Origin of the sequence: Iodobacter fluviatilis (assembly GCF_900451195.1) — a bacterium.
In the GTDB taxonomy this organism is placed as follows: domain Bacteria; phylum Pseudomonadota; class Gammaproteobacteria; order Burkholderiales; family Chitinibacteraceae; genus Iodobacter; species Iodobacter fluviatilis.
Window position 1 is genome coordinate 2,533,908 of the sequence record NZ_UGHR01000001.1, and the last position, 20,368, is coordinate 2,554,275.

Genomic DNA, 20,368 nt, shown 5'->3' on the forward strand with positions numbered 1-20,368 from the left:
GATAGTGGCTCCTTAAAATCAGAATACTTGACCCAACTGAAACTGGAGTCCGCGTTCAACACGATCATTTGGCTGAGCATTAAATGGCGCTGCCCAGCTTAATTTAATTGGCCCTACTGGTGAAACCCAGGTAAATGCCACCCCTGCAGAATAGCGAAGTTCGCTAAAACTTGGCTTATCACCTGCACCCCAAACCGCGCCGGAATCAGCAAATACACTTAAACGTGTAGAACGGTCATTTTTCAAACCTGGAATCGGGAAGAAGAACTCAAAGTTATTGATCAGTCGTTTATCCCCCCCCATACCATCACCACGGCTATCCACAGGCCCAACCGATCCAGACCTAAAACCACGGATTGAGCCCACACCACCGGCATAGAAGTTTTTATAGAAAGGATAAATATTATCGCCATAAGCATGGCCATAACCGCCTTCCACATTCCACATCAGACTCATTTCTTTACCAAATGGAATAAAGTACTGGCTTCGGGTTGATAGCTTGTAGTAATCAATATCTGAGAAAGGTGCAGTCACTTCACCATTCAGGCTAAGTAACCAGCCTGATGTAGGGTAGGAGCCACTATTACGCGTATCACGTCCCCAGTTTACAGAAACAGGGAATGTTTTATTTCTGGAGCCTTGGGTATTTACAAAATCTAATACATGCTGAGGCGCAGAAGCATCGGCCTGAATGGCCAAGCTTTCATAACCCAAACCAAAACCAATCCGATTTGTTTCAGTTAAAGGCAGGCTGAAATTCGAATTAAAACCATAGGACGATGTTGTATATTGACCCAAATCTACGCGAGAAGGATCTGTATCGCGGCGATAGATATTCCAACCCACAGAAACACCATCGGGTGTTGCATAAGGATTGGTTACGCCAAGGGAATACACTTTATTAGATGAGCTTGAATTGACTTCAACCGCAAATTGCTTACCACTACCCAAAAAGTTATTCTGAGAAAGAGATAAGACTAAAACAACGCCTTCACTTTGCCCATAACCGGCACCAATATTAAAGTTACCTGATTTCTTTTCAGTCACGGTGACATTCATATCTACCTGATCGGCAGTATCAGGCACCAACGGCGTATCAACGACAATTTCACCGAAATAATCCAGCTGATCCAGCCGCTGCTTAGAGCGTTTGATTTTAGCGCCATCATAGGCAGCTGATTCTAACTGGCGTAATTCACGGCGAATAACCACATCGCGGGTTTGGGAATTACCGTTTACATTAATCCGTCTTACATAAGTTTTTTTACCTGGATCAACATAAAGAGTAAATGCCACTTTATTATTTTTCTGATCGATTTCTGGTACAGCATTTACATTGGCAAAGGCATAGCCCACTTCGCCCAAAGCTTCTGTAATTGCGGCAGTTGACCGGTTCAGACTTTCACGCGAAAACACTTCGCCCGTATTTAAAGTAATCAGCTTCTTTAAAATAGCAGGGTCAATAATGGTGTCGCCCAACAATTTTACATCGCTCACTTCAAATTGCTTGCCTTCTGAGATATTCAAGGTAAGGAAAATACCTTCTCGATCTTCAGAAATAGCAACCTGAGTGGACTCAACATTAAATTCGATATAGCCACGATCCATATACCAAGAACGCAGCTTTTCTAGATCGGCAGATAGTTTTTGCTTGGAATATTGGTCTGCTTTGGTATACCAAGTGAGCCAGCCACCTGTGGTTTGACTCAACATATCAAGCAAATCATCTTCGGAAAACGCTTTGTTGCCAATGATATTAATTTGCTGAATACGGGCCACTTCACCCTCAGAAATATCCAATTGAACGCCAACACGGTTGCGCTCTAATTTAGTGACTTCCGATTTCACCACAACAGAGTAACGGCCGCGTGAATAATATTGCTGTTTGATTTCCTGAACGGCAGCATCCAGCACGCTTTGATCAAAAATACGCCCTTCAGCAAAACTCTGGCTTTTCAGGGCGCTTTTAATTTGATCCTTTTCCAGCATTTTAGAGCCGTTAACATTGATTTGCGCAATGGTAGGACGCTCATCCACCGTAACAATCAATACCTGCCCATTGGATTCAACCCGTACATCATTGAAAAAACCAGTGGCAAACAAGGCCTTGATCGCCTCTTGTGCGCGATCATCATCAAAGCGATCACCCACTTTTACCGGCAAATAATTAAAAATCGTTCCGGCATCGGTACGTTGCAGCCCCTCAACACGAATATCGCGGATCACAAATGGCTCAACCGCCCAAGTAGGAAAAGCAACACTGCTCAGGGCAGCTGCTAACAACAAGTTTATCGATTTTAATTTCATTATTATGAAGAGTCACTAATGAGTTAGCAGGCATAAACTGCCCACACTGCGTTAAAAAACGGCCGAAAACCCTTAATTGCTGCTGTAAACCCTGGCCTTGAAATATGCGGCTAAACAAGCAAAGTGGTTTAACCAGGAAAAAGCCGATGGATGTCGTTGTAAAGCGCAAGAGACATCAAGCCTAACAACAACACAATACCAATGCGCTGACCCAATGCTTCAGCCCCAAGCGGCAGACGCCGCCCTGTCAAAAATTCTACCGTATGATACATCAAATGCCCGCCATCCAGCACCGGCAAGGGTAGCAGGTTTAAAACCCCCAAACTAATACTAATTACACAAAGATACTCAAGAAAAGCATTTAAGCCCATGCGGGCACTTTCCCCTGCAAATGTTGCAATCGTAATCGGGCCGCTGACCTGCTTGATTGACACCTGCCCTGTAAGCATTTTCCCAAACATCACCAGAGTCAGCCGACTGCCCTGCCAGGTTTTATTCAGTGCATATTGCAAGCCCTCAAGCGGGCCAAAATCACGGGTAAATCGTTGCTGCTGCCAGGCAATTGCATCCACTTCAGGGGCCAGTCCAAGCTTGCCGGTTTTCTGCCCGTTTTCTACAACGGAGTCAGGAATAACTGTGCGTTCAATGACTTGCCCATTGTGCTTCCAGCTTATAAGCAAAGGCTGAGCAGCAGATGACGCCACGATGGCTTGCACATCACGCCAGCCATGTAATGGGCTGCCATTGATCATTATTAACTGATCGCCCACTTTGACTCCGGCCTTTGCCGCAGCACTTTGAGGTGCTAACTGAGCGATACGTAAGCTGAGGGGCACAGGAGACAACCCAAGGCGAGAAAGAAGCTGCTGATCGATTTCATCCCGGGTGAGATGACTGAGATCCAGCATAACAGAGCGCTCTGAACCAGTATTTGACCGAAGCTGCAAGGGTACTGTTACCGCGCCACCACTCTGCTCTAGCAGACCAAACTGCAGCTCATCCCAACTAGAAACCGGCATTCCGGACACAGAAAGCACTTCATCCCCCTGACGAAGCCCCGCTTTTTCTGCCGCAGAGCCTGCACTGACAAATGAAACAACCGGCCTCAGCGACTCAACACCCGATAATGACAAGCCCCAGTACAGCAAAATTGCGAGTAGAAAATTAGCCAGCGGCCCTGCTGTAACAATAGCCATTTTGGCCAGAGGGGGACGGCGATTAAAAGCACGCGGCAAATCAGCAGCCGCAATTGGCTCGCCTTCACGCTCATCCAGCATACTGACATAGCCGCCAAGCGGAATCGCACCAATTTGCCACAGGGTTTCACCCCAGCGCCACTGCCAGAGCGGTTTACCAAAACCAATAGAGAAAACCAGCACCTTTACCCCGCAGCGCTTTGCCACGTAGTAATGCCCGTACTCGTGAATCGAAACAAGCAGGCCAATGGCAACAATAAACGCCAGAAGTGACGTCAACATAGGGGGTGACTCTGCAACCACTGCCGTGCGGCAGCCCGTGCCATCTCATCCGCACTAAGCAAGGCTTCTAATGATTCAGCCGATGCGCGATGCGTACACTGCCCCAATACCGCTTCGATAAGTCGCGGGATATCCGTAAAGCGTAAAGCATTATTTAAAAAGCCTTCAACAGCCACTTCATTGGCCGCATTTAAAATGGCCGGGGCAGCACTTCCTGCAGCAAGGGCATCAAAAGCCAGTTGCAAGCAAGGAAAACGCTGTAAATCAGGCGCTTCAAAATCCAAACGACCCACGCTAAAGAAATCGAGTGATTTCACGCCCGCATCAATTCGTTCCGGGTAAGCCATACCATAGGCAATGGGGGTGCGCATATCAGGATTGCCCAGCTGAGCCAGCACCGAGCCATCCATATATTCCACCATAGAATGCACAACGCTTTGCGGATGCACGACCACTGAAATATCATTCTTTTCCGGCGCATTGAATAACCAACGCGCCTCAATGACTTCCAGCCCCTTATTCATTAATGAGGCCGAATCCACTGAAATTTTGCGACCCATAGACCAATTAGGGTGCTTGCAGGCTTGCTCAGGCGAAACATGATGCAATGCTTCATGCGCCATAGTGCGAAATGGCCCGCCCGATGCTGTCAGCAAAATGCGCTTAACACCTGCATCCTGCAAACAAGACGCATAAGGATTTTCACGATAAGCGCCCGGCAGAACCTGAAAAATTGCGTTATGTTCACTATCAATAGGCAAAAGCGCCGCGCCGGATTCACGCACTGCATCCATAAATAAAGAACCGGCCAACACCAGCGTTTCTTTATTCGCCAGCAAAATGCGCTTACCCGCACGCGCGGCATCTAGGGTTGGCTGCATCCCTGCTGCCCCTACAATTGCTGCCATCACTGCATCGACATCTGCAGCAGTTGCAACATCACTCAACGCAGACACACCCCACAACACTTCCGTAGCAGAGCCCCGCTCTTTTAATAGTGCAGCCAATGTCTGAGCAGAGGCTGCATCCAAAACAACGGCAAAACGAGGCTTAAACTGCACGCATTGCTGAGCCAGCTTTTCCAGCTGACTAGCGCCCGTAAGAGCAAACACTTGATAGCGCTCAGGATGGCGGGCAATGACATCAAGGGTATTGACGCCAATACTGCCAGTTGAACCCAAAATGGTGATTTTTTGCAAAGAGGACATGATGATATGGCCTTGCGCTTTAATCTGCCCGAAAAAGACCTGTGCCATATATTAAAACAGCAATAAAACCAATACGTTTTTTCTATGGAAAAAACATCTGCTGTATTGGTTTTATTGCCAGCGTTTTAATTTCAGCAATAAGATCTTGTGACAAGCACATGATTTACGCAGTTTGAATTTAGAATAATAAGAAGCTGAGGTAAATGGCACAGGCTACCGGCAGGATGGCTAATAAACTATCAACCCTATCAAGCACTCCGCCGTGCCCCGGTAATAAATTGCTGCTGTCTTTCATTCCGATCTGACGCTTAAAGAGGGATTCTAATAAGTCCCCCATTACACTCACTGCCGTTAAGATCACAGCAATAGCCAGCCATGCAGCAAGTGACAATAGTTCGCCATGAAAAAAAAGATGTTTAGGCAAAAAGAAAGTATAAATCAATACACCCAGCAAGCCACCAGCAGCACCCTCCCAGCTTTTTCCAGGGCTAATCAGCGGCGCAAGCTTGTGCTTGCCAAAAGCTTTACCAAAGAAATAGGCGGCAGAATCGGCAACCCAAGCAATTGCCAAAACAGACAGTAAAGCCCATGGCCCTGCTGTGCGCAGCACAATTAATGCCAGACCAGCAGGCAGCAGCAAAGCCCAGCCTAATAAAATATTTAAATTTGCGGCATTTGCCAGCTTCCATTTTTTAGAAAGCCAGCATGGCGTGACAAACAACCAAAACACGCTTGCCCCAAGCATCAGCCCCAATAGCATCGAAGGCGTGTAAATTAGCTGACTGAGTAAAGCAAATATAACAGCGGTTAATACCGGGTAAACTTTAGCAACGAAGCCTTGCATGCCGGATAAACGCTGCCATTCCCAAGATGCGGCAACCATAATCAGACCGCAAAATGAAATCCATGCAAGGGAGCCCGTTGTTCCCATCTGAGGTAAATAAAAGATTGCCGCAAGCAGCAGCGGCAGCAAAAAGAGGGCCGTTAAAACACGTGTTTTTAGCATGGGGTTTGCAGTTGCTCACTAATACGGCCAAAACGTCGCTCCCGACTGTGATACCAGTCAATCGCAGCTTCCAGCGCCTGCCGGTCAAAATCAGGCCAAAGCATATCGCTGAAATAAAGCTCGGTATAGGCAAGCTGCCATAGCAGAAAATTGCTAATCCGCTGCTCTCCTCCTGTTCTGATAAACAAATCAGGCTCTGGCGCATAGGCCATCGCAAGGTAAGGAGATAAATCATCTTCTGTAAAAGTAGTGCTTAATTCTGGGTGATCTGCCAGCATTTTATGCGTGGCATTAATGACATCCCAGCGCCCGCCATAGTCAGCCGCAATAGATAGCGTTAAGCCTGTATTACCCGCTGTTTTTTCTTCGGCAGCATCAATGAGTGCCACCAGCTCGGGGCCAAAATGCTCACGATTACCCACTATTTTCAAACGAATATTTTTTTCGTGCATGCGGCTAATTTCACCACTCAGCACTTTCAGAAAGAGGCCCATTAAAAATGACACTTCATCCTGCGGGCGACGCCAGTTTTCATTACTAAAAGCAAAAACAGTTAAATAACCCACGCCAAGTGCATCACAAGCACGCACCGTATCACGCAAAGCCTCTACACCACGCTTGTGGCCAAATATACGTGGCATCATGCGTTTTTTTGCCCAACGGCCATTGCCATCCATAATCACGGCAATGTGACGTGGAACAGCTGCAATGTCCTGCGGTATTTCTTTAGTTGAGCTACTGAATATGGCCACACCAAACCCCTTACGTTTACTGGCCGGCACAATTGCACCGGCCAGTAAATGATTACATTGTCATTAATTCTTTTTCTTTTTCTGCCAACAACTTATCAATTTCAATTACATATTTATCTGTCAGCTTCTGAACATCATCTGCTGCACGACGCTCATCATCTTCAGAAATTTCTTTATCTTTAACCAAGCGTTTTAATTGCTCATTGGCATCGCGGCGAATATTACGCACGGCTACCTTAGCATCATCTGCCTCGTTGCGAACAACCTTTGTTAAATCTTTACGGCGCTCTTCGGTCAGTGCTGGCATTGGCACACGAATCACATCACCATTGGTGGATGGATTCAAGCCCAGATCACCATCACGAATTGCTTTTTCAATCTTGGAAATCATTGTTTTTTCCCAAGCCTGAACACCAATTGTGCGTGAATCAATCAAAGTGACATTAGCAACTTGATTAATTGCTGTTGGTGCACCGTAATAATCCACATTGATATGATCCAACAAGCCAACGTGCGCGCGACCAGTACGTACTTTGGCTAAATTAACGCGCAAAGCTTCAACTGATTTTTGCATTTTTGTAACGGTATTGCTTTTAATTTCTGCAATCATAATGCATTCCCTTATTTACTCGTTTCTAATGAGTAATCGTTCATTTGTACTATGGCCCACTAACAGTGCACGGCGTAAATAATCCGTGCCTCTGTTCAGAAAGTTTAGCAGTGTACCAGCGTCCCTTCATCTTCCCCAAGAACTACGCGCTTTAATGCGCCTGCTTTGAAGATACTAAAGACACTTAAATTCATATTTTGATCACGACAGAGCGCGAATGCAGTGGCATCCATCACTTTCAGATTGCGGCCAATGGCCTCATCGAAAGTCAGGGTTTGATAACGTACAGCATCTGGATTGTTCTTTGGATCATCGGTGTAAACACCATCAACTTTGGTGGCTTTCAGAACAATATCGGCACCCATTTCCATGCCGCGCAAAGCAGCAGCGGTATCTGTTGTAAAGAAAGGGTTACCCGTTCCTGCACCAAAAATGACCACTTTATTTTCTTCAAGGTAACGGATTGCTTTGCCACGCACATAGGGCTCAGCCACTTGCTGAATCGTCAGTGCTGATTGAACACGGCTGACAATACCCGCACGTTTCATCGCATCCTGCAAGGCCAGCGCATTCATTACCGTTGCCAGCATACCCATATAGTCTGCCGTTGCGCGATCCATCCCTGCAGCAGCAGGTGCAACACCCCTAAAAATATTACCACCACCAATCACAACACCAACTTGTACGCCAAGATCTAATACAGCCTTGATTTCACCAACAATACGGTCAATTGTGACCCGATTGATGCCATAGCTATCCTCACCCATGAGGGCTTCGCCGGAGAGTTTCAGCAAAATGCGTTTATATTTGGGTGCTTGGCTCATTTGAAGCTTCCTTATCCATGGAGGGGCAAATTGTGGAAACGCCGCACGTTACCGTGCGGCGCATAAAGCAAATATCCAGTGCTCAGCCTGCCTGAAGATTGCTCTTTCGGCAGGCTAAGTTTAATACAAACAATTAAATCTTTGCAGCAGCAGCCACTTCAGCAGCGTAATCAACCACTGCTTTTTCAATACCTTCACCTACAACAAACAGGTTGAATGCATTAACAGTTGCAGAGTTGGTTTTCAGCAATTGTTCGATTGTTACTTTGTCGTCCATTACAAATGATTGGCTCAACAAAACAACATCTTTCAGGTACTTTTGTACAGTGCCTTCCACGATTTTTTCCAGCATTGCTTCTGGCTTGCCCGCTTCTTTAGCGCGCTCAGTCGCAACACGGCGTTCAGTTTCGATCAAGTCAGCAGGTACGCCGCTTGCATCGAGGGACTTAGGCTTGGTCGCCGCAATATGCATCGCAATTTGCTTAGCCAATTGCTCGTCACCACCTACGATGTCCAGCAGTACGCCAATTTTGTTGCCGTGCAGGTAAGCTGCAATTTGGCCCGCTGTTTCAAAGCGTGCGAAACGACGCAATGTCACGTTTTCGCCCAGCTTAGCTACAGCATCTTTACGGATTTCTTCAACTGTTTTACCGTTTACTACCACTTGCGCCAGTGCTTCAACGTCAGCAGGATTTGCATCCGCAACCGCTTGTGCAGCCAGCTTAGCAAAAGCAATAAAGCCTTCGTCTTTAGCCAAGAAGTCTGTTTCACAGTTTACTTCAAGCACCGCGCCGATTTTTTTATCGTCAGAGATAAATGCAGCGATAATCCCTTCAGCAGCAGTACGGCCAGCCAGCTTGGACGCTTTGTTGCCGGATTTGATTCGCATTACTTCTTCAGCTTTTTTGATGTCGCCATCGGCTTCAACCAAAGCTTTTTTACATTCCATCATGCCAAGGCCAGTCAGCTCGCGCAGCTGGGCAACCATCTTCGCGGTAATTTCCGCCATGATTATTTCTCCTGAATCTGGGTAAGGAGTAGAGCATCGCTTATCTGGGCACTTTTAAAAGTGAAACGCCAGAAAGGTGCAGGGCTACTTATCTGTTATTTACAAAAAAGGGGCGAAACGCCCCTTTTTCGCATATTAACTTTACGATATTACTGTGCAGCGGCTACAGCAGCTGCTTCGACAAGTTCTTGTGCTGATTGGTTTTTACCTTCAAGCACGGCGTCAGCCATACCTTGAGCGTACAAACGAATTGCGCGGCTTGAATCATCGTTACCAGGGATAACGAAATCAATACCTTCTGGGTTGTTGTTGGTATCAACTACACCGATAACTGGGATACCCAGTTTCTTAGCTTCAACCAAAGTACCCTTTTGGTAACCAGTGTCGATCACGAAAATCGCGTCTGGCAGACCCTTCATATCCTTGATACCGCCTAGGCTACGATTGAGTTTTTCAACTTCACGATTCATGTCCAGCAATTCTTTCTTACCGTAGCCGCTGTTTTCATTAGCAACGATAACTTGTAACTCTTCCAGACGTTTGATCGACTGCTTAACTGTTTTGTAGTTAGTCAGCATACCGCCTAACCAGCGGTGATCAACGAAAGGCATGCCGCAACGCGCTGCTTCTTCAGCAACGATTTCACGAGCTTGGCGCTTAGTACCTACGAACAGAACAGTACCTTTGTTTGCAGCAATACGACGAGCGTATTTAACAGCTTCTTCAAACAATGGCAGTGTTTTTTCGAGGTTGATAATATGAATCTTGTTACGTGCGCCAAAAATATATTGACCCATTTTTGGGTGCCAGTAACGAGTTTGGTGACCGAAGTGGACACCGGCTTCAAGCATATCGCGCATGCTAACGGACATAGTAAAACTCCAAGCTAAGGGTTACATCTAGCACTCACACGACACCCAAAATCACAGACTTTGAGCACCCTTAACGGGGTGAGCACCAAAATTATCTGCAGGCACCATGCCCACAGAGCACAGGATTATAGACCTTTACGCCAATGCCAGTCCAGCTTAATCAGGCAATCATGGATTGCATCTATTACCATTCAATACAAAAAGACTCACCCCCTCCTCTCATTTATCCCCTTATTACCAAACCTAATGCGCCCGCCTTTGACACACCGTTCCCATGACCCCCACCCATCACTACCCGACGCACCATTTTTGCATCTACGTACCCAGACAGCAAAAAACATATCGCGTCTGCAATGCAGAGTATTTAAAACCAAGCAATTAATCACCCCCATAGGCATTTTCGATTAGAAAGCCTGGCTTGAAAGACGTAAACTGTGAGCAAATCATCAATATGCCTTTTAATAAGGCTCCGGCACACTTTCCCCTCTCTCAGAAAAGGAAGCTGATTTATGGCTACGCAACACGCTCGTTTACTTATTCTAGGCTCAGGCCCCGCTGGCTACACTGCAGCCGTTTATGCTGCCCGTGCCAACCTTAATCCGGTAATGGTAACGGGCCTTGCTCAGGGCGGGCAGCTGATGACAACAACGGATGTAGACAACTGGCCTGCCGATGCGGATGGCGTACAAGGCCCGGAGCTGATGGCGCGCTTTCAAAAGCATGCCGAGCGTTTTGGCACAGAGATGATCTTCGATCATATTCACACCACGCATTTAAATGAAAAACCAATCCGTCTGGTAGGGGACTCCGGCGAATACACTTGTGATGCCCTGATTATTGCAACGGGCGCATCGGCTCAGTATATCGGCCTACCAAGCGAAGAAACCTTTGCTGGCCGCGGCGTATCTGCTTGTGCGACCTGCGATGGTTTTTTCTACCGCAATCAGCAAGTTGCCGTTGTGGGTGGCGGCAATACAGCCGTTGAAGAAGCGCTGTATCTGTCTAATATTGCTGCGCATGTGACTTTGATTCATCGCCGCGATACTTTCCGTTCAGAAAAAATCCTGATCAACCATTTAATGGAGAAAGTAGAAGCCGGCAAAATCACCCTAGCCATCAATAGCACGCTGGATGAAGTGTTGGGCGACGCCACAGGCGTAACGGGGGCGCGTCTTAAATCAACCGTAGATGGCAGCACACGTGATCTTGAATTAACCGGCGTATTTATTGCCATTGGCCACAAGCCAAACACAGATATCTTTAAAGGCCAGCTGGAAATGGATGCGACCGGCTACATCGTAACCAAGGGCGGCCGTGATGGTGGTGCAACCGGCACCAGCATCCCTGGTGTATTTGCCGCAGGCGATGTGCAGGATCATATCTACCGCCAGGCCGTGACTTCCGCAGCGTCAGGTTGCCAAGCAGCACTGGATGCAGATAAATATTTGGATTCATTACGTTAATAACAGACCTAGGATGACCCAAGGGGCGCTCAGCGCCCCTTTTGCATTGGATTAACATGGATAACCCCAAGCTGCGACAGCTTAGAAAAGCTTTGCGCGCCAAGCCGCAGATTGCTGCAAAACCCAAAAGTAAACCCCTAGAAACACTGGATGATCACACCCTGTTTATGCGCTCGGTACAGGGCGTTACGCCGCTTAAAAACAAGCAATACCAACACCCCAAACCAGAAGTCAGCCCTTGGCCGCGCAAACAACACGCCGAGCATCTCAGCCCGCTGGATGATATGACCGATTTTTGGCCATGGGATGAGCTATCACCGGGCGAAGAGCTACTCTACAGCAAGCCAGGCCAGAAACTCGACACGCTGAAGCGCCTAAGGAAAGGCCAGTGGCCAACCAGCGGGCATCTGGATTTGCATGGTTTAAGCAGCGACGAAGCCAGAATCAGTGTGACCCATTTCTTACAAAGCGCCAATGCAGCAGGCCTGCGCTGTGTACGCATCGTCCATGGCAAGGGCATGGGCTCCAAAAACGGCGAGCCCATTCTGAAGCAAAAGCTTAAAAACTGGCTGGCACAAAGAGATGAAGTCCTCGCCTTTTGCCAAGCCCCGCAGCATGAAGGCGGCGGCGGCGCCGTTTTGGTTTTAATTCGGACCCGCAGAGAATAAGGGGCGCTTACAAATTCTATACAGCGCAGCGTTTCACGCATTCATGCGGCTTAATGTACAATGCCGCACCGCTCAATCCCAATGAACCTACATGAATAGTCTGATTAATCGCCCTGCCGCTAAGTGGCTGGTGCTTCTGCTTTTGGCCGTCCTCTGGTTTGGCACGCTTGGCTACCGCAAACTCATTACGCCCGACGAAGGCCGCTATGCAGAAATTGCTCGCGAAATGGTTACAACGGGCGACTGGAATACGCCGCGCCTTAACGGCATTAAATACTTCGAAAAACCCGCTTTGCAATACTGGGCCACAGCGGCCAGCTTTGAAGTACTGGGCGAATCAGATTTTGCAGCGAGGCTATGGCCCGCGCTGACCGGTTTTTTGGGGCTACTGGCGGTATTTTTTACCAGCCGTAAGCTCTGGGGCGAGGCCACCGCTTGGCTTGCTGGCGGCATTTTAGCCAGTAGTGCTTGGTGGATTGGTAACGGCCATTTTTTAACGCTCGATATGGGCGTGAGCGCCTTTCTGACATTCAGCCTCTGTGGTTTTTTGTTGGCGCAAAGAGATGGTGCCAGCGCCAAAGAAAACCGCAATGGTATGCTCGTGGCTTGGGCTGCGATTGGCCTTGCCGTTTTATCTAAAGGCCTGATCGGGCTGGTGCTGCCGGGCATTGCGATTGTGGCGTACTCCATCATTTGCCGTGATCTTAAGCTATGGGGCAAACTCCACTTATTTAAAGGCTTGGCGCTGGCCCTGCTGATTACTGCACCTTGGTTTATTGCAGTATCCAAAACCAATCCGGAATTCGCACATTTCTTTTTTATTCATGAACACTTCGAGCGTTTTACCAGCACTGAGCATCGCCGCGAAGGCCCGCTTTGGTATTTCTTCCCGATTCTAGCCGTCGGTTTACTGCCGTGGACCAGTCTGTTGCCGCAAGCCTTAAAAAAGAGCTGGGTCAGCAGTGAGCAATTTAAAACCAACCGTTTTCTATTGATCTGGTCGGTATTTATTTTTGCCTTTTTCTCTAAATCAGGCTCCAAACTCCCTTCTTATATCCTGCCGATTTTCCCTGCGCTGGCCATGCTGATGGCGCAAACGCTAATGGATATCAGTGGCAAAACGCTGCGCTGGCATTTTGTATGGATTGCCGCGCCAGGCTTGGTGCTGATCGGCGCTTACCCCTATGTCAGCACGATGGTAAGTGAGAGCACGCCACAAATTTATAACGCAGCCTATGCGGCCTGGCTGGTAGCAGCAGGCTTGGTTTTAGCAGGCGGAGCCATCGCCAGCTTTATCCTCGCTGGCAAAGGCAAAAAAGAAGCGGCGATCGCCACCATGGCGCTGGCAGGATTAGTGGGCGGGCAATTGCCCATGGTTGGGCACGAGTCTTACGCTTATACGAACTCCAGCTACCATTTGGTTGAAGCCATCAAGCCGCAGCTCACGCCGCAAAGTACACTCTATGCAGTACGTTATTACGATCAGTCTCTGCCCTTCTATTTAAAGCGCACCCTGCAATTTGTTGAATATATTGATGAATTTGAAATGGGCCAGAAATCAGAGCCAGATAAACGCATTTCACTGGATGATTTTATCGCCCGCTGGAATAGTGATATTCAGCCTGTCGCTATTTTGCAAACAGATACTTTTAATGAATTACAAACACGCGGCCTGAAAATGAAAACCATCGCCAAAGATGCACGCAGATTAGTGATTGCCAAACCATGAAAGCACTTGAATTTGGATTGATTTTATTTGGCGTATTGCTTAATGCAGGTGCTCAGCTTTTATTAAAAGCGGGCACCCGTACCATTGGGCAATTCGATTTCTCCATGGCTAATGCATGGCCAATCGGGCTAAAAGTCGCCAGCAACCCACATATTATTGGCGGGCTCTCCTGCTATGTAATCAGCGTGGTGGTATGGATTTTGGCGCTGTCCCGTGTAGAGGTCAGCATTGCCTACCCTATGCTATCCATAGGTTACGTTGTGAATGCAGGCTTGGCATGGTGGTTATTTGGTGAGGCGGTCACGCCCATGCGCCTTGTTGGCATCGGCATTATTATGCTGGGCGTCTTATTGGTCGCAAAAAGCTGATGTCAAGGATGGCCTTTGAAAGACTGGCATGGGCCTATGTGGCTTTTATATGGGTGATGTCTTTGATTCCGCTCACCATGCCCGCCATGCCAAACAGCGATAAAATTGGTCATTTTCTGGCCTATGGCTTGCTTGCACTTTGGTTTGGCCTTGCCCGCCAGAGAAAGCTGCCCCATATCTGGCTACTGGCCAGCTTAATGGGCATAGCCATCGAATTTGCACAGGCGCTTACGCCTTACCGCAGTTTTGATACGCACGATATGCTGGCGAATGCGGCAGGTGCACTGATTGGCACCGGCATCGCCGCGATCTTGCTTCAATTTCTGCCACACACTTTAAAAACGGATCATTCATGAGCGAATTTCTCCCCTTTACCCGCCCAAGCATTGACGAAGAAACAATTAATGATGTGGCCAATGTATTGCGTTCGGGCTGGATTACCAGCGGCCCTAAAGTCAAAGCCTTTGAAGCCGCACTATCTGCCTATTTTGGCGGCCGCCCTGTTCGCGTGGTGAATTCTGCAACCGGCGGGCAAGAAATCGCCCTGCGTTTAATTGATCTACAGCCCGGTGATGAAGTTATCACCACGCCCATGACCTGGGTATCCACCACCAATGTCATTTTAAATACTGGCGGCAAGCTGGTGCTGGTGGATGTCGATCCGCTTACACGTAATATTGATCTGGATTTAGTTGAAGCCGCGATTACCCCACGCACCAAGGCCATTATCCCTATTGATTTGGCCGGCTTGCCGGTTGATCGCGATCGCCTTTACGCCATTGCCAATAAACACGGCCTGCGCGTGATTGAAGACGCAGCCCAAGCACAGGGCGCAACATGGAATGGCAAAAAAGTCGGCAGTTTTGGCGATCTGTGTTCGATTTCTTTTCACGCCAATAAAAACATGACCACCACCGAAGGTGGCGCGCTGGTGATGAATAATGAAGCCGAAGCGGCGCTGTTTGAAAAATGGCGCTTACAAGGCGTCACGCGCTTCCCCGATGGCAGCATGGATGTAGATTTACCCGGTGGTAAATTCAATATGACTGATGTAGCTGCAGCCATTGGCCTTGGGCAACTCAAGCAGCTCGACGGCTTTAATGCCAAACGAAATGAGCTTGCGCAAGCTTATTTTGATTTGCTGGATACTGATTTAGGCTTAGAATTGCCGCCCGCTGATTTTACAAACAGCAATTGGCATATGTTTCAGCCGCTCTTACCGCTGGCAAAAATGAAAATCAGCCGCGGCGAGTTTATCGCGCAGATGAAAGAAAGAGGCATCGGGATTGGCGTGCATTACCCGGTGCTGCATTTATTTACTTATTATCGTAATCTGGGTTACACAGAAGGCATGTATCCGCATGCGGAGCATATTGGTGGCAGCACGATTACCCTGCCACTCTTCCCTGCGATGGAAGTAACAGATGTAGAGCGCGTTTGCATTGCTTTGCGTGAAGTACTCTCCGCCAGCTTTAAGTAAGATCACATCTAAAGCCGCTGGATTAAGCAGTGACTTGCAAGTAAGTATTGCCATTCGCAGAGCGGATTTTACCCGCCTTGCGTGTCAGGTTTTAAAAAAAGAGAGTTCAATGAAGCCCATCGTTTCTGTTGTCGTACCGGTTTATAACGAAGAAGACGGCCTGCAAGCCCTTTTCGATCGCCTCTATCCCGCGCTCGATGCACTTAATACCCCGTATGAAATTTTGTTTATTAACGACGGCAGCCGTGATCGCTCGGCAGGCTTATTAAGCGCACAGTACGAAAAACGCCCAGATGTCACACGGGTGATTTTATTCAACGGCAACTTTGGTCAGCATCGCGCCATTCTGGCAGGATTTGAGCACTCAAAAGGCTCACGCATTGTGACGCTTGATGCAGACTTACAAAATCCGCCTGAAGATATCGCCACACTCTTGGCTGAAATGGATAAGGGCCACGATTATGTGGGCTCGATCCGTCGTCAGCGCAATGATAGCTGGTGGCGGCATGTAGCCAGCCGCAGCATGAATAATCTGCGTGAAAAGCTCACCAAAATCAAAATGACCGATCAAGGCTGCATGCTGCGCGCCTATAGCCGCCGCATTATCGACACCATTAATCAGTGTCAGGAAATGCATACTTTTATCCCCGCGCTGGCTTATTCTTTTTCACAAAATCCAACCGAAGTTGTGGTGGGCCATGAAGAGCGCTTTGCAGGCGAATCTAAGTATTCGCTCTATAGCCTGATTCGCCTTAATTTTGACTTAATGACTGGGTTTTCGATTCTGCCCCTGCAATTATTTTCCATGCTGGGGATTTTTGTCTCATTAGGCTCAGGCGCTTTATTCTTATTGCTGGTCCTGCGCCGTATCTTTATGGGGCCGGAAGTCGGCGGGCTATTTACCTTATTCGCCATCGTCTTCTTCTTAATTGGCATTGCGTTGTTTGGTATTGGCCTCTTAGGCGAATATATCGGCCGTATTTATCATGAAGTACGCCAACGCCCGCGCTATTTAATTGCCAGCATTTTACAATCCGACCCGGATCAGCATAAAAAGGATGGAGCGTGAAATCAGCCGTTGTTTTTGCCTACCATAATGTAGGCGTGCGCTGTATTAAAGCGCTATTGGCCGCGGGTATTGAGATCAGGCTGATTGTGACGCACGAAGACAATCCTAACGAGAACATCTGGTTTGGCTCGGTTGCACAATTAGCTGCTGATTACGAAATCCCGTTTATTACGCCAGAAAACCCAAATACATCAGAAATTGAAGCGCAAATTGCTGCGCTGAATGTGGATTTTTTATTCTCGTTTTATTATCGCAATATGCTGAAAGCGCCTTTATTAAGCGCAGCTACGCAGGGTGCATTTAATATGCATGGCTCCCTGCTGCCGCAATACCGTGGCCGTGTGCCGATTAACTGGGCCATTATTAAGGGTGAAACCGAAACGGGTGCCACCTTGCATGTCATGAATATCAAGCCGGATAATGGCCCGATTGTGGCTCAGCAAGCCGTGCCTATTTTTCCTGATGACACCGCTCAGGAAGTGTTTGAAAAAGTCACCGTAGCAGCCGAGCTTTGCTTAAGCGCGGCATTACCGCGATTAATTGCAGGAAAAACTGATTTTACGCAGCAAGACTTAAGCCAAGGCGCTTATTATGGCGGCCGTACAGCTAAAGATGGGCAGATAAACTGGCAACAAAGCGCTAAAGACATCCATAATTTGGTACGCGCTGTGACCGTACCTTATCCGGGTGCATTTAGTGACATCAATAACAAGCGCCTGATTATCTGGCGCACACGGCAAATATTCACAGCAGATACAACAGCCATCGAACCCATTACCCCGCTGATGTATGCTGACGGCAATAGAATTATCTTACTTTGTAGTGATGGTGCGGCACTTTTAGTACTGCATGCAGAATTCGATGGGGAAACACTGAATGGCGGTAATTTTATTCGCCATTTTGGCGCATCCTCAATAGATTTACATTAATTAGTACCTTCGGGAAAACACAATGAAAAAAGTCCTCATCCTTGGCGTTAATGGTTTTATTGGCCATCACCTGTCTAAATACATCCTCGAGAATACCGACTGGGAAATTTTCGGTATGGATATGTATAGCGATAAAGTTTCTGAATTTATGGATAGCAAACGCTTTCACTTCTTTGAAGGCGATATCACCATTAACCAGGAATGGATTGAATATCACGTTAAAAAATGCGATGTGGTATTGCCATTGGTTGCAATCGCAACACCGGCCACTTATGTACAAGCACCATTGCGCGTATTCGAACTTGATTTTGAAGCAAATCTGCCGATTATCAAATGGTGCGTTAAATACAAAAAACGCGTGATTTTCCCTTCTACATCCGAAGTTTATGGCATGTGTGAAGACGAAGCATTTGACCCAGAAAACTCCAATATGGTTTACGGCCCAATCAGCAAACCACGCTGGATTTACGCCTGCTCCAAGCAACTGATGGATCGCGTGATTGCGGCTTACGGCCAACAGGAAGGCTTGGATTACACTCTGTTCCGTCCGTTTAACTGGATTGGTGCCGGTCTGGATAATATCCACACACCTAAAGAAGGTTCTAGCCGTGTGATTACCCAGTTCCTAGGGCATATCGTTCGTGGCGAGCCAATCAAGCTGGTGGATGGCGGCGCGCAAAAACGTGCGTTCACTTACATCACCGACGGCATCGAAGCGCTGGTTAAGATTATCGACAATAAAGATGGCAAAGCCACACGCCAGATTTATAACATCGGTAATCCAGTGAACAACTACTCGGTGCGTGAGCTTTCCACCATGATGCTGGATCTGGCTAAAACCTATCCTGAATACGCAGAAATGGCCGCCAAAGTCACCGTTCTGGAAACCACTTCAGGCGAATACTATGGTAAGGGTTACCAAGACGTGCAAAACCGCGTACCAAAAATCGACAACACCAAGGCCGATTTAAACTGGGCACCAAGCACCACAATGGAAGACTCCTTACGCGGTATTTTTGATGCTTATAAAGATCAGGTTGCTGCTGCGCGCGAACTGGTTGATTAATTAAACCAGACCGCAAAACGCCACAAAAAACCACGCCATGCGTGGTTTTTTTGCATCAGGGCAAGGTGATTATCCGTGGCAAACCCGCATGTAGCTGTCAGTAAAAATAAATAGTTTAAATTGGCCAAGCAATCCCTTCGTCATAAATGGGTAAGCTGATAAAATTGTCCCCCCGCCCCTTGATCAACCACCGCCATGCCCTCTTCATTTCGCAATAAATGGCAAAACTTAGGCCATGCTTTTCCTTTTCTGCTTTTATGCGATTTTCTGGCTGTACTCTCACTAACAACCGGCAGTGTGGCGATTAGCTGGTGGATCGTTACCCATGGTGGTGCCGCAGATTTATCTATCTTTGGCATCACGGCAGCACTGACCATGCTGATTGCTTTGCCGCTGCTTTCCGCGCAGGGCGATCGTCTGGCTAAATCCAGAGTCATGGCATGGGGGCTGCTTACCGCTGTGATTACCGCGCTGGGTCTGGCCATCATGGCTAGCTTTGGCTTTTATCATATCTGGCTCATTATTCTGATCTACGCTTTTGATGTGATTGCTTTTTCCATGGTTTTGCCCGCTGTATCCAGCATTGCGGCAGATCTGGTCAACCCCAATCACCTAGCCGAAGCACTGAGTTTACAAAAAAGTGCGCAATCGCTAGGTCGGCTTGCCGGGCCGGTAACTGGCGGGGCCATTATTGCATTAAGCAGTATTCCTGCTGCTTTATGGGTGTACACCGTGATCCTGCTGATTGCCGCGCTCTCTGCCTTTGCAATCCCCGTGATCCGCCCCGCACCAGCGTTAAATAAAAGCCATTGGCGCGCCGAAGTTCGCGCAGGCTTACACGCAAAGTGGCATATCCCTATTGATCGAAACTGGACCCTGTTTAGCTTCTTTATCATGCTTTTTTTCTCCCCGGCGATTGGCATGCTGCTGCCGCTTAAAATCCATTTTTTAAATTTGGGTGCACAGTGGCTTGGGGCCACCGAAGCCGCATTGGGCTTGGGTATGTTAACCGGTGCTTTATGGGGTGCGGCCAAAGTCATTCAGTGGCTGGGGCGATTCAGTGCCGCCCGCAGCGCAACATTCACCTTGGCGCTGGGCATCTGCGCGACGGCCTTTAGTGATAAGGGCTGGATGCTAGTGCTTTGCTTTGGCCTAATCGGATTTGCCCTGTCAGTCAGCCAGCTTGTTGGCCAGACCCACCGCCAGCTGGCTGTGCCTGATCATTTTCGTGCCCGGTTTTCTTCGGTAAATTTTATGGTCATGACTTTATCCGGCATTTTAGGCCCCGCCATGGCGGGTATCGCCCTTGGCTTGCTGGATATCAATATGGTTTATGCGGCATTTGGCATGGGACTTTTTCTGGTGACGCTCACCTTTTCTCGCATCCCGGACATTCGTACTTTTTTAGCCTTAGATCATCATGAAGTAAAAAACTGGTACGCCACGCTGCAGCCTAAGCTCTTTTTATAAAAAACCGAAGTCAAGACGCAGCAGCACGAGTAGGTAAACGCGTCTTACCCCCCATACACC

At 48.0% G+C, this 20,368-nt stretch carries 19 protein-coding genes; 10 read left to right on the plus strand and 9 right to left on the minus strand.

The annotated features are described in order from the left end of the window. Nucleotides 1–18: 18 nt before the first annotated feature. The 9 genes from bamA to rpsB all read right to left on the minus strand — a co-directional run bounded on the left by bamA (nucleotide 19) and on the right by rpsB (nucleotide 10,066). Complete coding sequence (gene bamA / locus DYD62_RS11615; protein WP_233702908.1) at nucleotides 19–2,286, minus strand: outer membrane protein assembly factor BamA; 2,268 nt, start codon at nucleotides 2,284–2,286, stop codon at nucleotides 19–21. Nucleotides 2,287–2,435: 149 nt separating this feature from the next. Continuing rightward, nucleotides 2,436–3,785, minus strand: a complete 1,350-nt coding sequence (gene rseP, locus DYD62_RS11620; RefSeq protein WP_115227488.1) for an RIP metalloprotease RseP — start codon at nucleotides 3,783–3,785, stop codon at nucleotides 2,436–2,438. Continuing rightward, a complete protein-coding gene (gene ispC / locus DYD62_RS11625) occupies nucleotides 3,779–4,993 on the minus strand; it encodes a 1-deoxy-D-xylulose-5-phosphate reductoisomerase (RefSeq protein WP_115228286.1) in 1,215 nt (404 codons plus the stop codon). The genes rseP and ispC overlap by 7 nt, the downstream gene beginning before the upstream one ends. Nucleotides 4,994–5,171: 178 nt before the next feature. After that, entirely contained in the window at nucleotides 5,172–5,999 is an 828-nt protein-coding gene (locus DYD62_RS11630; protein ID WP_115227489.1) for a phosphatidate cytidylyltransferase, read from the minus strand. Continuing rightward, on the minus strand, nucleotides 5,993–6,676 hold the full coding sequence (gene uppS, locus DYD62_RS11635) for a polyprenyl diphosphate synthase (RefSeq protein ID WP_373280370.1): 684 nt from the start codon (nucleotides 6,674–6,676) through the stop codon (nucleotides 5,993–5,995). Before uppS ends, DYD62_RS11630 begins: the two co-directional genes overlap by 7 nt. A 127-nt stretch (nucleotides 6,677–6,803) precedes the next feature. After that, nucleotides 6,804–7,361 carry a ribosome recycling factor gene (gene frr / locus DYD62_RS11640; RefSeq protein WP_115227491.1) on the minus strand — a complete coding sequence of 186 codons (558 nt, stop codon included), beginning with the start codon at nucleotides 7,359–7,361 and terminating at the stop codon, nucleotides 6,804–6,806. A gap of 104 nt (nucleotides 7,362–7,465) precedes the next feature. Then, nucleotides 7,466–8,185: a UMP kinase gene (pyrH, locus tag DYD62_RS11645; RefSeq protein ID WP_099396119.1), complete on the minus strand. Its 720-nt coding sequence runs from the start codon at nucleotides 8,183–8,185 to the stop codon at nucleotides 7,466–7,468. A 133-nt stretch (nucleotides 8,186–8,318) separates the two neighbouring features. Further along, nucleotides 8,319–9,194 (minus strand): translation elongation factor Ts, encoded by an 876-nt coding sequence (gene tsf / locus DYD62_RS11650; RefSeq protein WP_115227492.1) that lies wholly within the window; start codon nucleotides 9,192–9,194, stop codon nucleotides 8,319–8,321. A gap of 149 nt (nucleotides 9,195–9,343) precedes the next feature. Next, entirely contained in the window at nucleotides 9,344–10,066 is a 723-nt protein-coding gene (gene rpsB / locus DYD62_RS11655) for a 30S ribosomal protein S2 (protein WP_115227493.1), read from the minus strand. Nucleotides 10,067–10,575: 509 nt separating this feature from the next. Here rpsB and trxB point away from each other — a divergent pair. The 10 genes from trxB to DYD62_RS11705 all read left to right on the plus strand — a co-directional run bounded on the left by trxB (nucleotide 10,576) and on the right by DYD62_RS11705 (nucleotide 20,308). Further along, on the plus strand, nucleotides 10,576–11,529 hold the full coding sequence (trxB, locus tag DYD62_RS11660; RefSeq protein ID WP_099396122.1) for a thioredoxin-disulfide reductase: 954 nt from the start codon (nucleotides 10,576–10,578) through the stop codon (nucleotides 11,527–11,529). Between the two features lie 56 nt (nucleotides 11,530–11,585). Next, nucleotides 11,586–12,197, plus strand: a complete 612-nt coding sequence (locus DYD62_RS11665; protein WP_115227494.1) for a Smr/MutS family protein — start codon at nucleotides 11,586–11,588, stop codon at nucleotides 12,195–12,197. 91 nt (nucleotides 12,198–12,288) lie between these two features. After that, entirely contained in the window at nucleotides 12,289–13,926 is a 1,638-nt protein-coding gene (locus DYD62_RS11670) for a phospholipid carrier-dependent glycosyltransferase (protein ID WP_115227495.1), read from the plus strand. After that, on the plus strand, nucleotides 13,923–14,294 hold the full coding sequence (locus DYD62_RS11675; protein ID WP_115227496.1) for an SMR family transporter: 372 nt from the start codon (nucleotides 13,923–13,925) through the stop codon (nucleotides 14,292–14,294). The genes DYD62_RS11670 and DYD62_RS11675 overlap by 4 nt, the downstream gene beginning before the upstream one ends. Then, nucleotides 14,294–14,650, plus strand: a complete 357-nt coding sequence (locus DYD62_RS11680) for a VanZ family protein (RefSeq protein ID WP_115227497.1) — start codon at nucleotides 14,294–14,296, stop codon at nucleotides 14,648–14,650. The genes DYD62_RS11675 and DYD62_RS11680 overlap by 1 nt, the downstream gene beginning before the upstream one ends. Further along, a complete protein-coding gene (locus DYD62_RS11685) occupies nucleotides 14,647–15,774 on the plus strand; it encodes a DegT/DnrJ/EryC1/StrS family aminotransferase (protein ID WP_115227498.1) in 1,128 nt (375 codons plus the stop codon). The genes DYD62_RS11680 and DYD62_RS11685 overlap by 4 nt, the downstream gene beginning before the upstream one ends. Nucleotides 15,775–15,883: 109 nt before the next feature. Further along, complete coding sequence (locus tag DYD62_RS11690) at nucleotides 15,884–16,843, plus strand: glycosyltransferase (protein WP_115227499.1); 960 nt, start codon at nucleotides 15,884–15,886, stop codon at nucleotides 16,841–16,843. Then, nucleotides 16,840–17,772 (plus strand): formyltransferase, encoded by a 933-nt coding sequence (locus tag DYD62_RS11695; protein ID WP_115227500.1) that lies wholly within the window; start codon nucleotides 16,840–16,842, stop codon nucleotides 17,770–17,772. Before DYD62_RS11690 ends, DYD62_RS11695 begins: the two co-directional genes overlap by 4 nt. A 22-nt stretch (nucleotides 17,773–17,794) precedes the next feature. Beyond that, entirely contained in the window at nucleotides 17,795–18,838 is a 1,044-nt protein-coding gene (locus tag DYD62_RS11700) for a bifunctional UDP-4-keto-pentose/UDP-xylose synthase (protein WP_115227501.1), read from the plus strand. A gap of 195 nt (nucleotides 18,839–19,033) precedes the next feature. Continuing rightward, nucleotides 19,034–20,308: an MFS transporter gene (locus DYD62_RS11705; protein ID WP_115227502.1), complete on the plus strand. Its 1,275-nt coding sequence runs from the start codon at nucleotides 19,034–19,036 to the stop codon at nucleotides 20,306–20,308. The last annotated feature ends 60 nt before the right edge of the window (nucleotides 20,309–20,368 follow it).

Excerpts from the sequence above, each read along its gene's own strand:
- rseP (WP_115227488.1), bottom strand. The coding sequence starts at position 3,785 with ATGTTGACGTCACTTCTGGCGTTTATTGTTGCCATTGGCCTGCTTGTT.
- ispC (WP_115228286.1), bottom strand. The coding sequence starts at position 4,993 with ATGTCCTCTTTGCAAAAAATCACCATTTTGGGTTCAACTGGCAGTATT.
- DYD62_RS11630 (WP_115227489.1), bottom strand. The coding sequence starts at position 5,999 with ATGCTAAAAACACGTGTTTTAACGGCCCTCTTTTTGCTGCCGCTGCTG.
- uppS (WP_373280370.1), bottom strand. The coding sequence starts at position 6,676 with ATGGATGGCAATGGCCGTTGGGCAAAAAAACGCATGATGCCACGTATA.
- frr (WP_115227491.1), bottom strand. The coding sequence starts at position 7,361 with ATGATTGCAGAAATTAAAAGCAATACCGTTACAAAAATGCAAAAATCA.
- pyrH (WP_099396119.1), bottom strand. The coding sequence starts at position 8,185 with ATGAGCCAAGCACCCAAATATAAACGCATTTTGCTGAAACTCTCCGGC.
- tsf (WP_115227492.1), bottom strand. The coding sequence starts at position 9,194 with ATGGCGGAAATTACCGCGAAGATGGTTGCCCAGCTGCGCGAGCTGACT.
- rpsB (WP_115227493.1), bottom strand. The coding sequence starts at position 10,066 with ATGTCCGTTAGCATGCGCGATATGCTTGAAGCCGGTGTCCACTTCGGT.
- trxB (WP_099396122.1), top strand. The coding sequence starts at position 10,576 with ATGGCTACGCAACACGCTCGTTTACTTATTCTAGGCTCAGGCCCCGCT.
- DYD62_RS11665 (WP_115227494.1), top strand. The coding sequence starts at position 11,586 with ATGGATAACCCCAAGCTGCGACAGCTTAGAAAAGCTTTGCGCGCCAAG.
- DYD62_RS11670 (WP_115227495.1), top strand. The coding sequence starts at position 12,289 with ATGAATAGTCTGATTAATCGCCCTGCCGCTAAGTGGCTGGTGCTTCTG.
- DYD62_RS11675 (WP_115227496.1), top strand. The coding sequence starts at position 13,923 with ATGAAAGCACTTGAATTTGGATTGATTTTATTTGGCGTATTGCTTAAT.
- DYD62_RS11680 (WP_115227497.1), top strand. The coding sequence starts at position 14,294 with ATGTCAAGGATGGCCTTTGAAAGACTGGCATGGGCCTATGTGGCTTTT.
- DYD62_RS11685 (WP_115227498.1), top strand. The coding sequence starts at position 14,647 with ATGAGCGAATTTCTCCCCTTTACCCGCCCAAGCATTGACGAAGAAACA.
- DYD62_RS11690 (WP_115227499.1), top strand. The coding sequence starts at position 15,884 with ATGAAGCCCATCGTTTCTGTTGTCGTACCGGTTTATAACGAAGAAGAC.
- DYD62_RS11700 (WP_115227501.1), top strand. The coding sequence starts at position 17,795 with ATGAAAAAAGTCCTCATCCTTGGCGTTAATGGTTTTATTGGCCATCAC.
- DYD62_RS11705 (WP_115227502.1), top strand. The coding sequence starts at position 19,034 with ATGCCCTCTTCATTTCGCAATAAATGGCAAAACTTAGGCCATGCTTTT.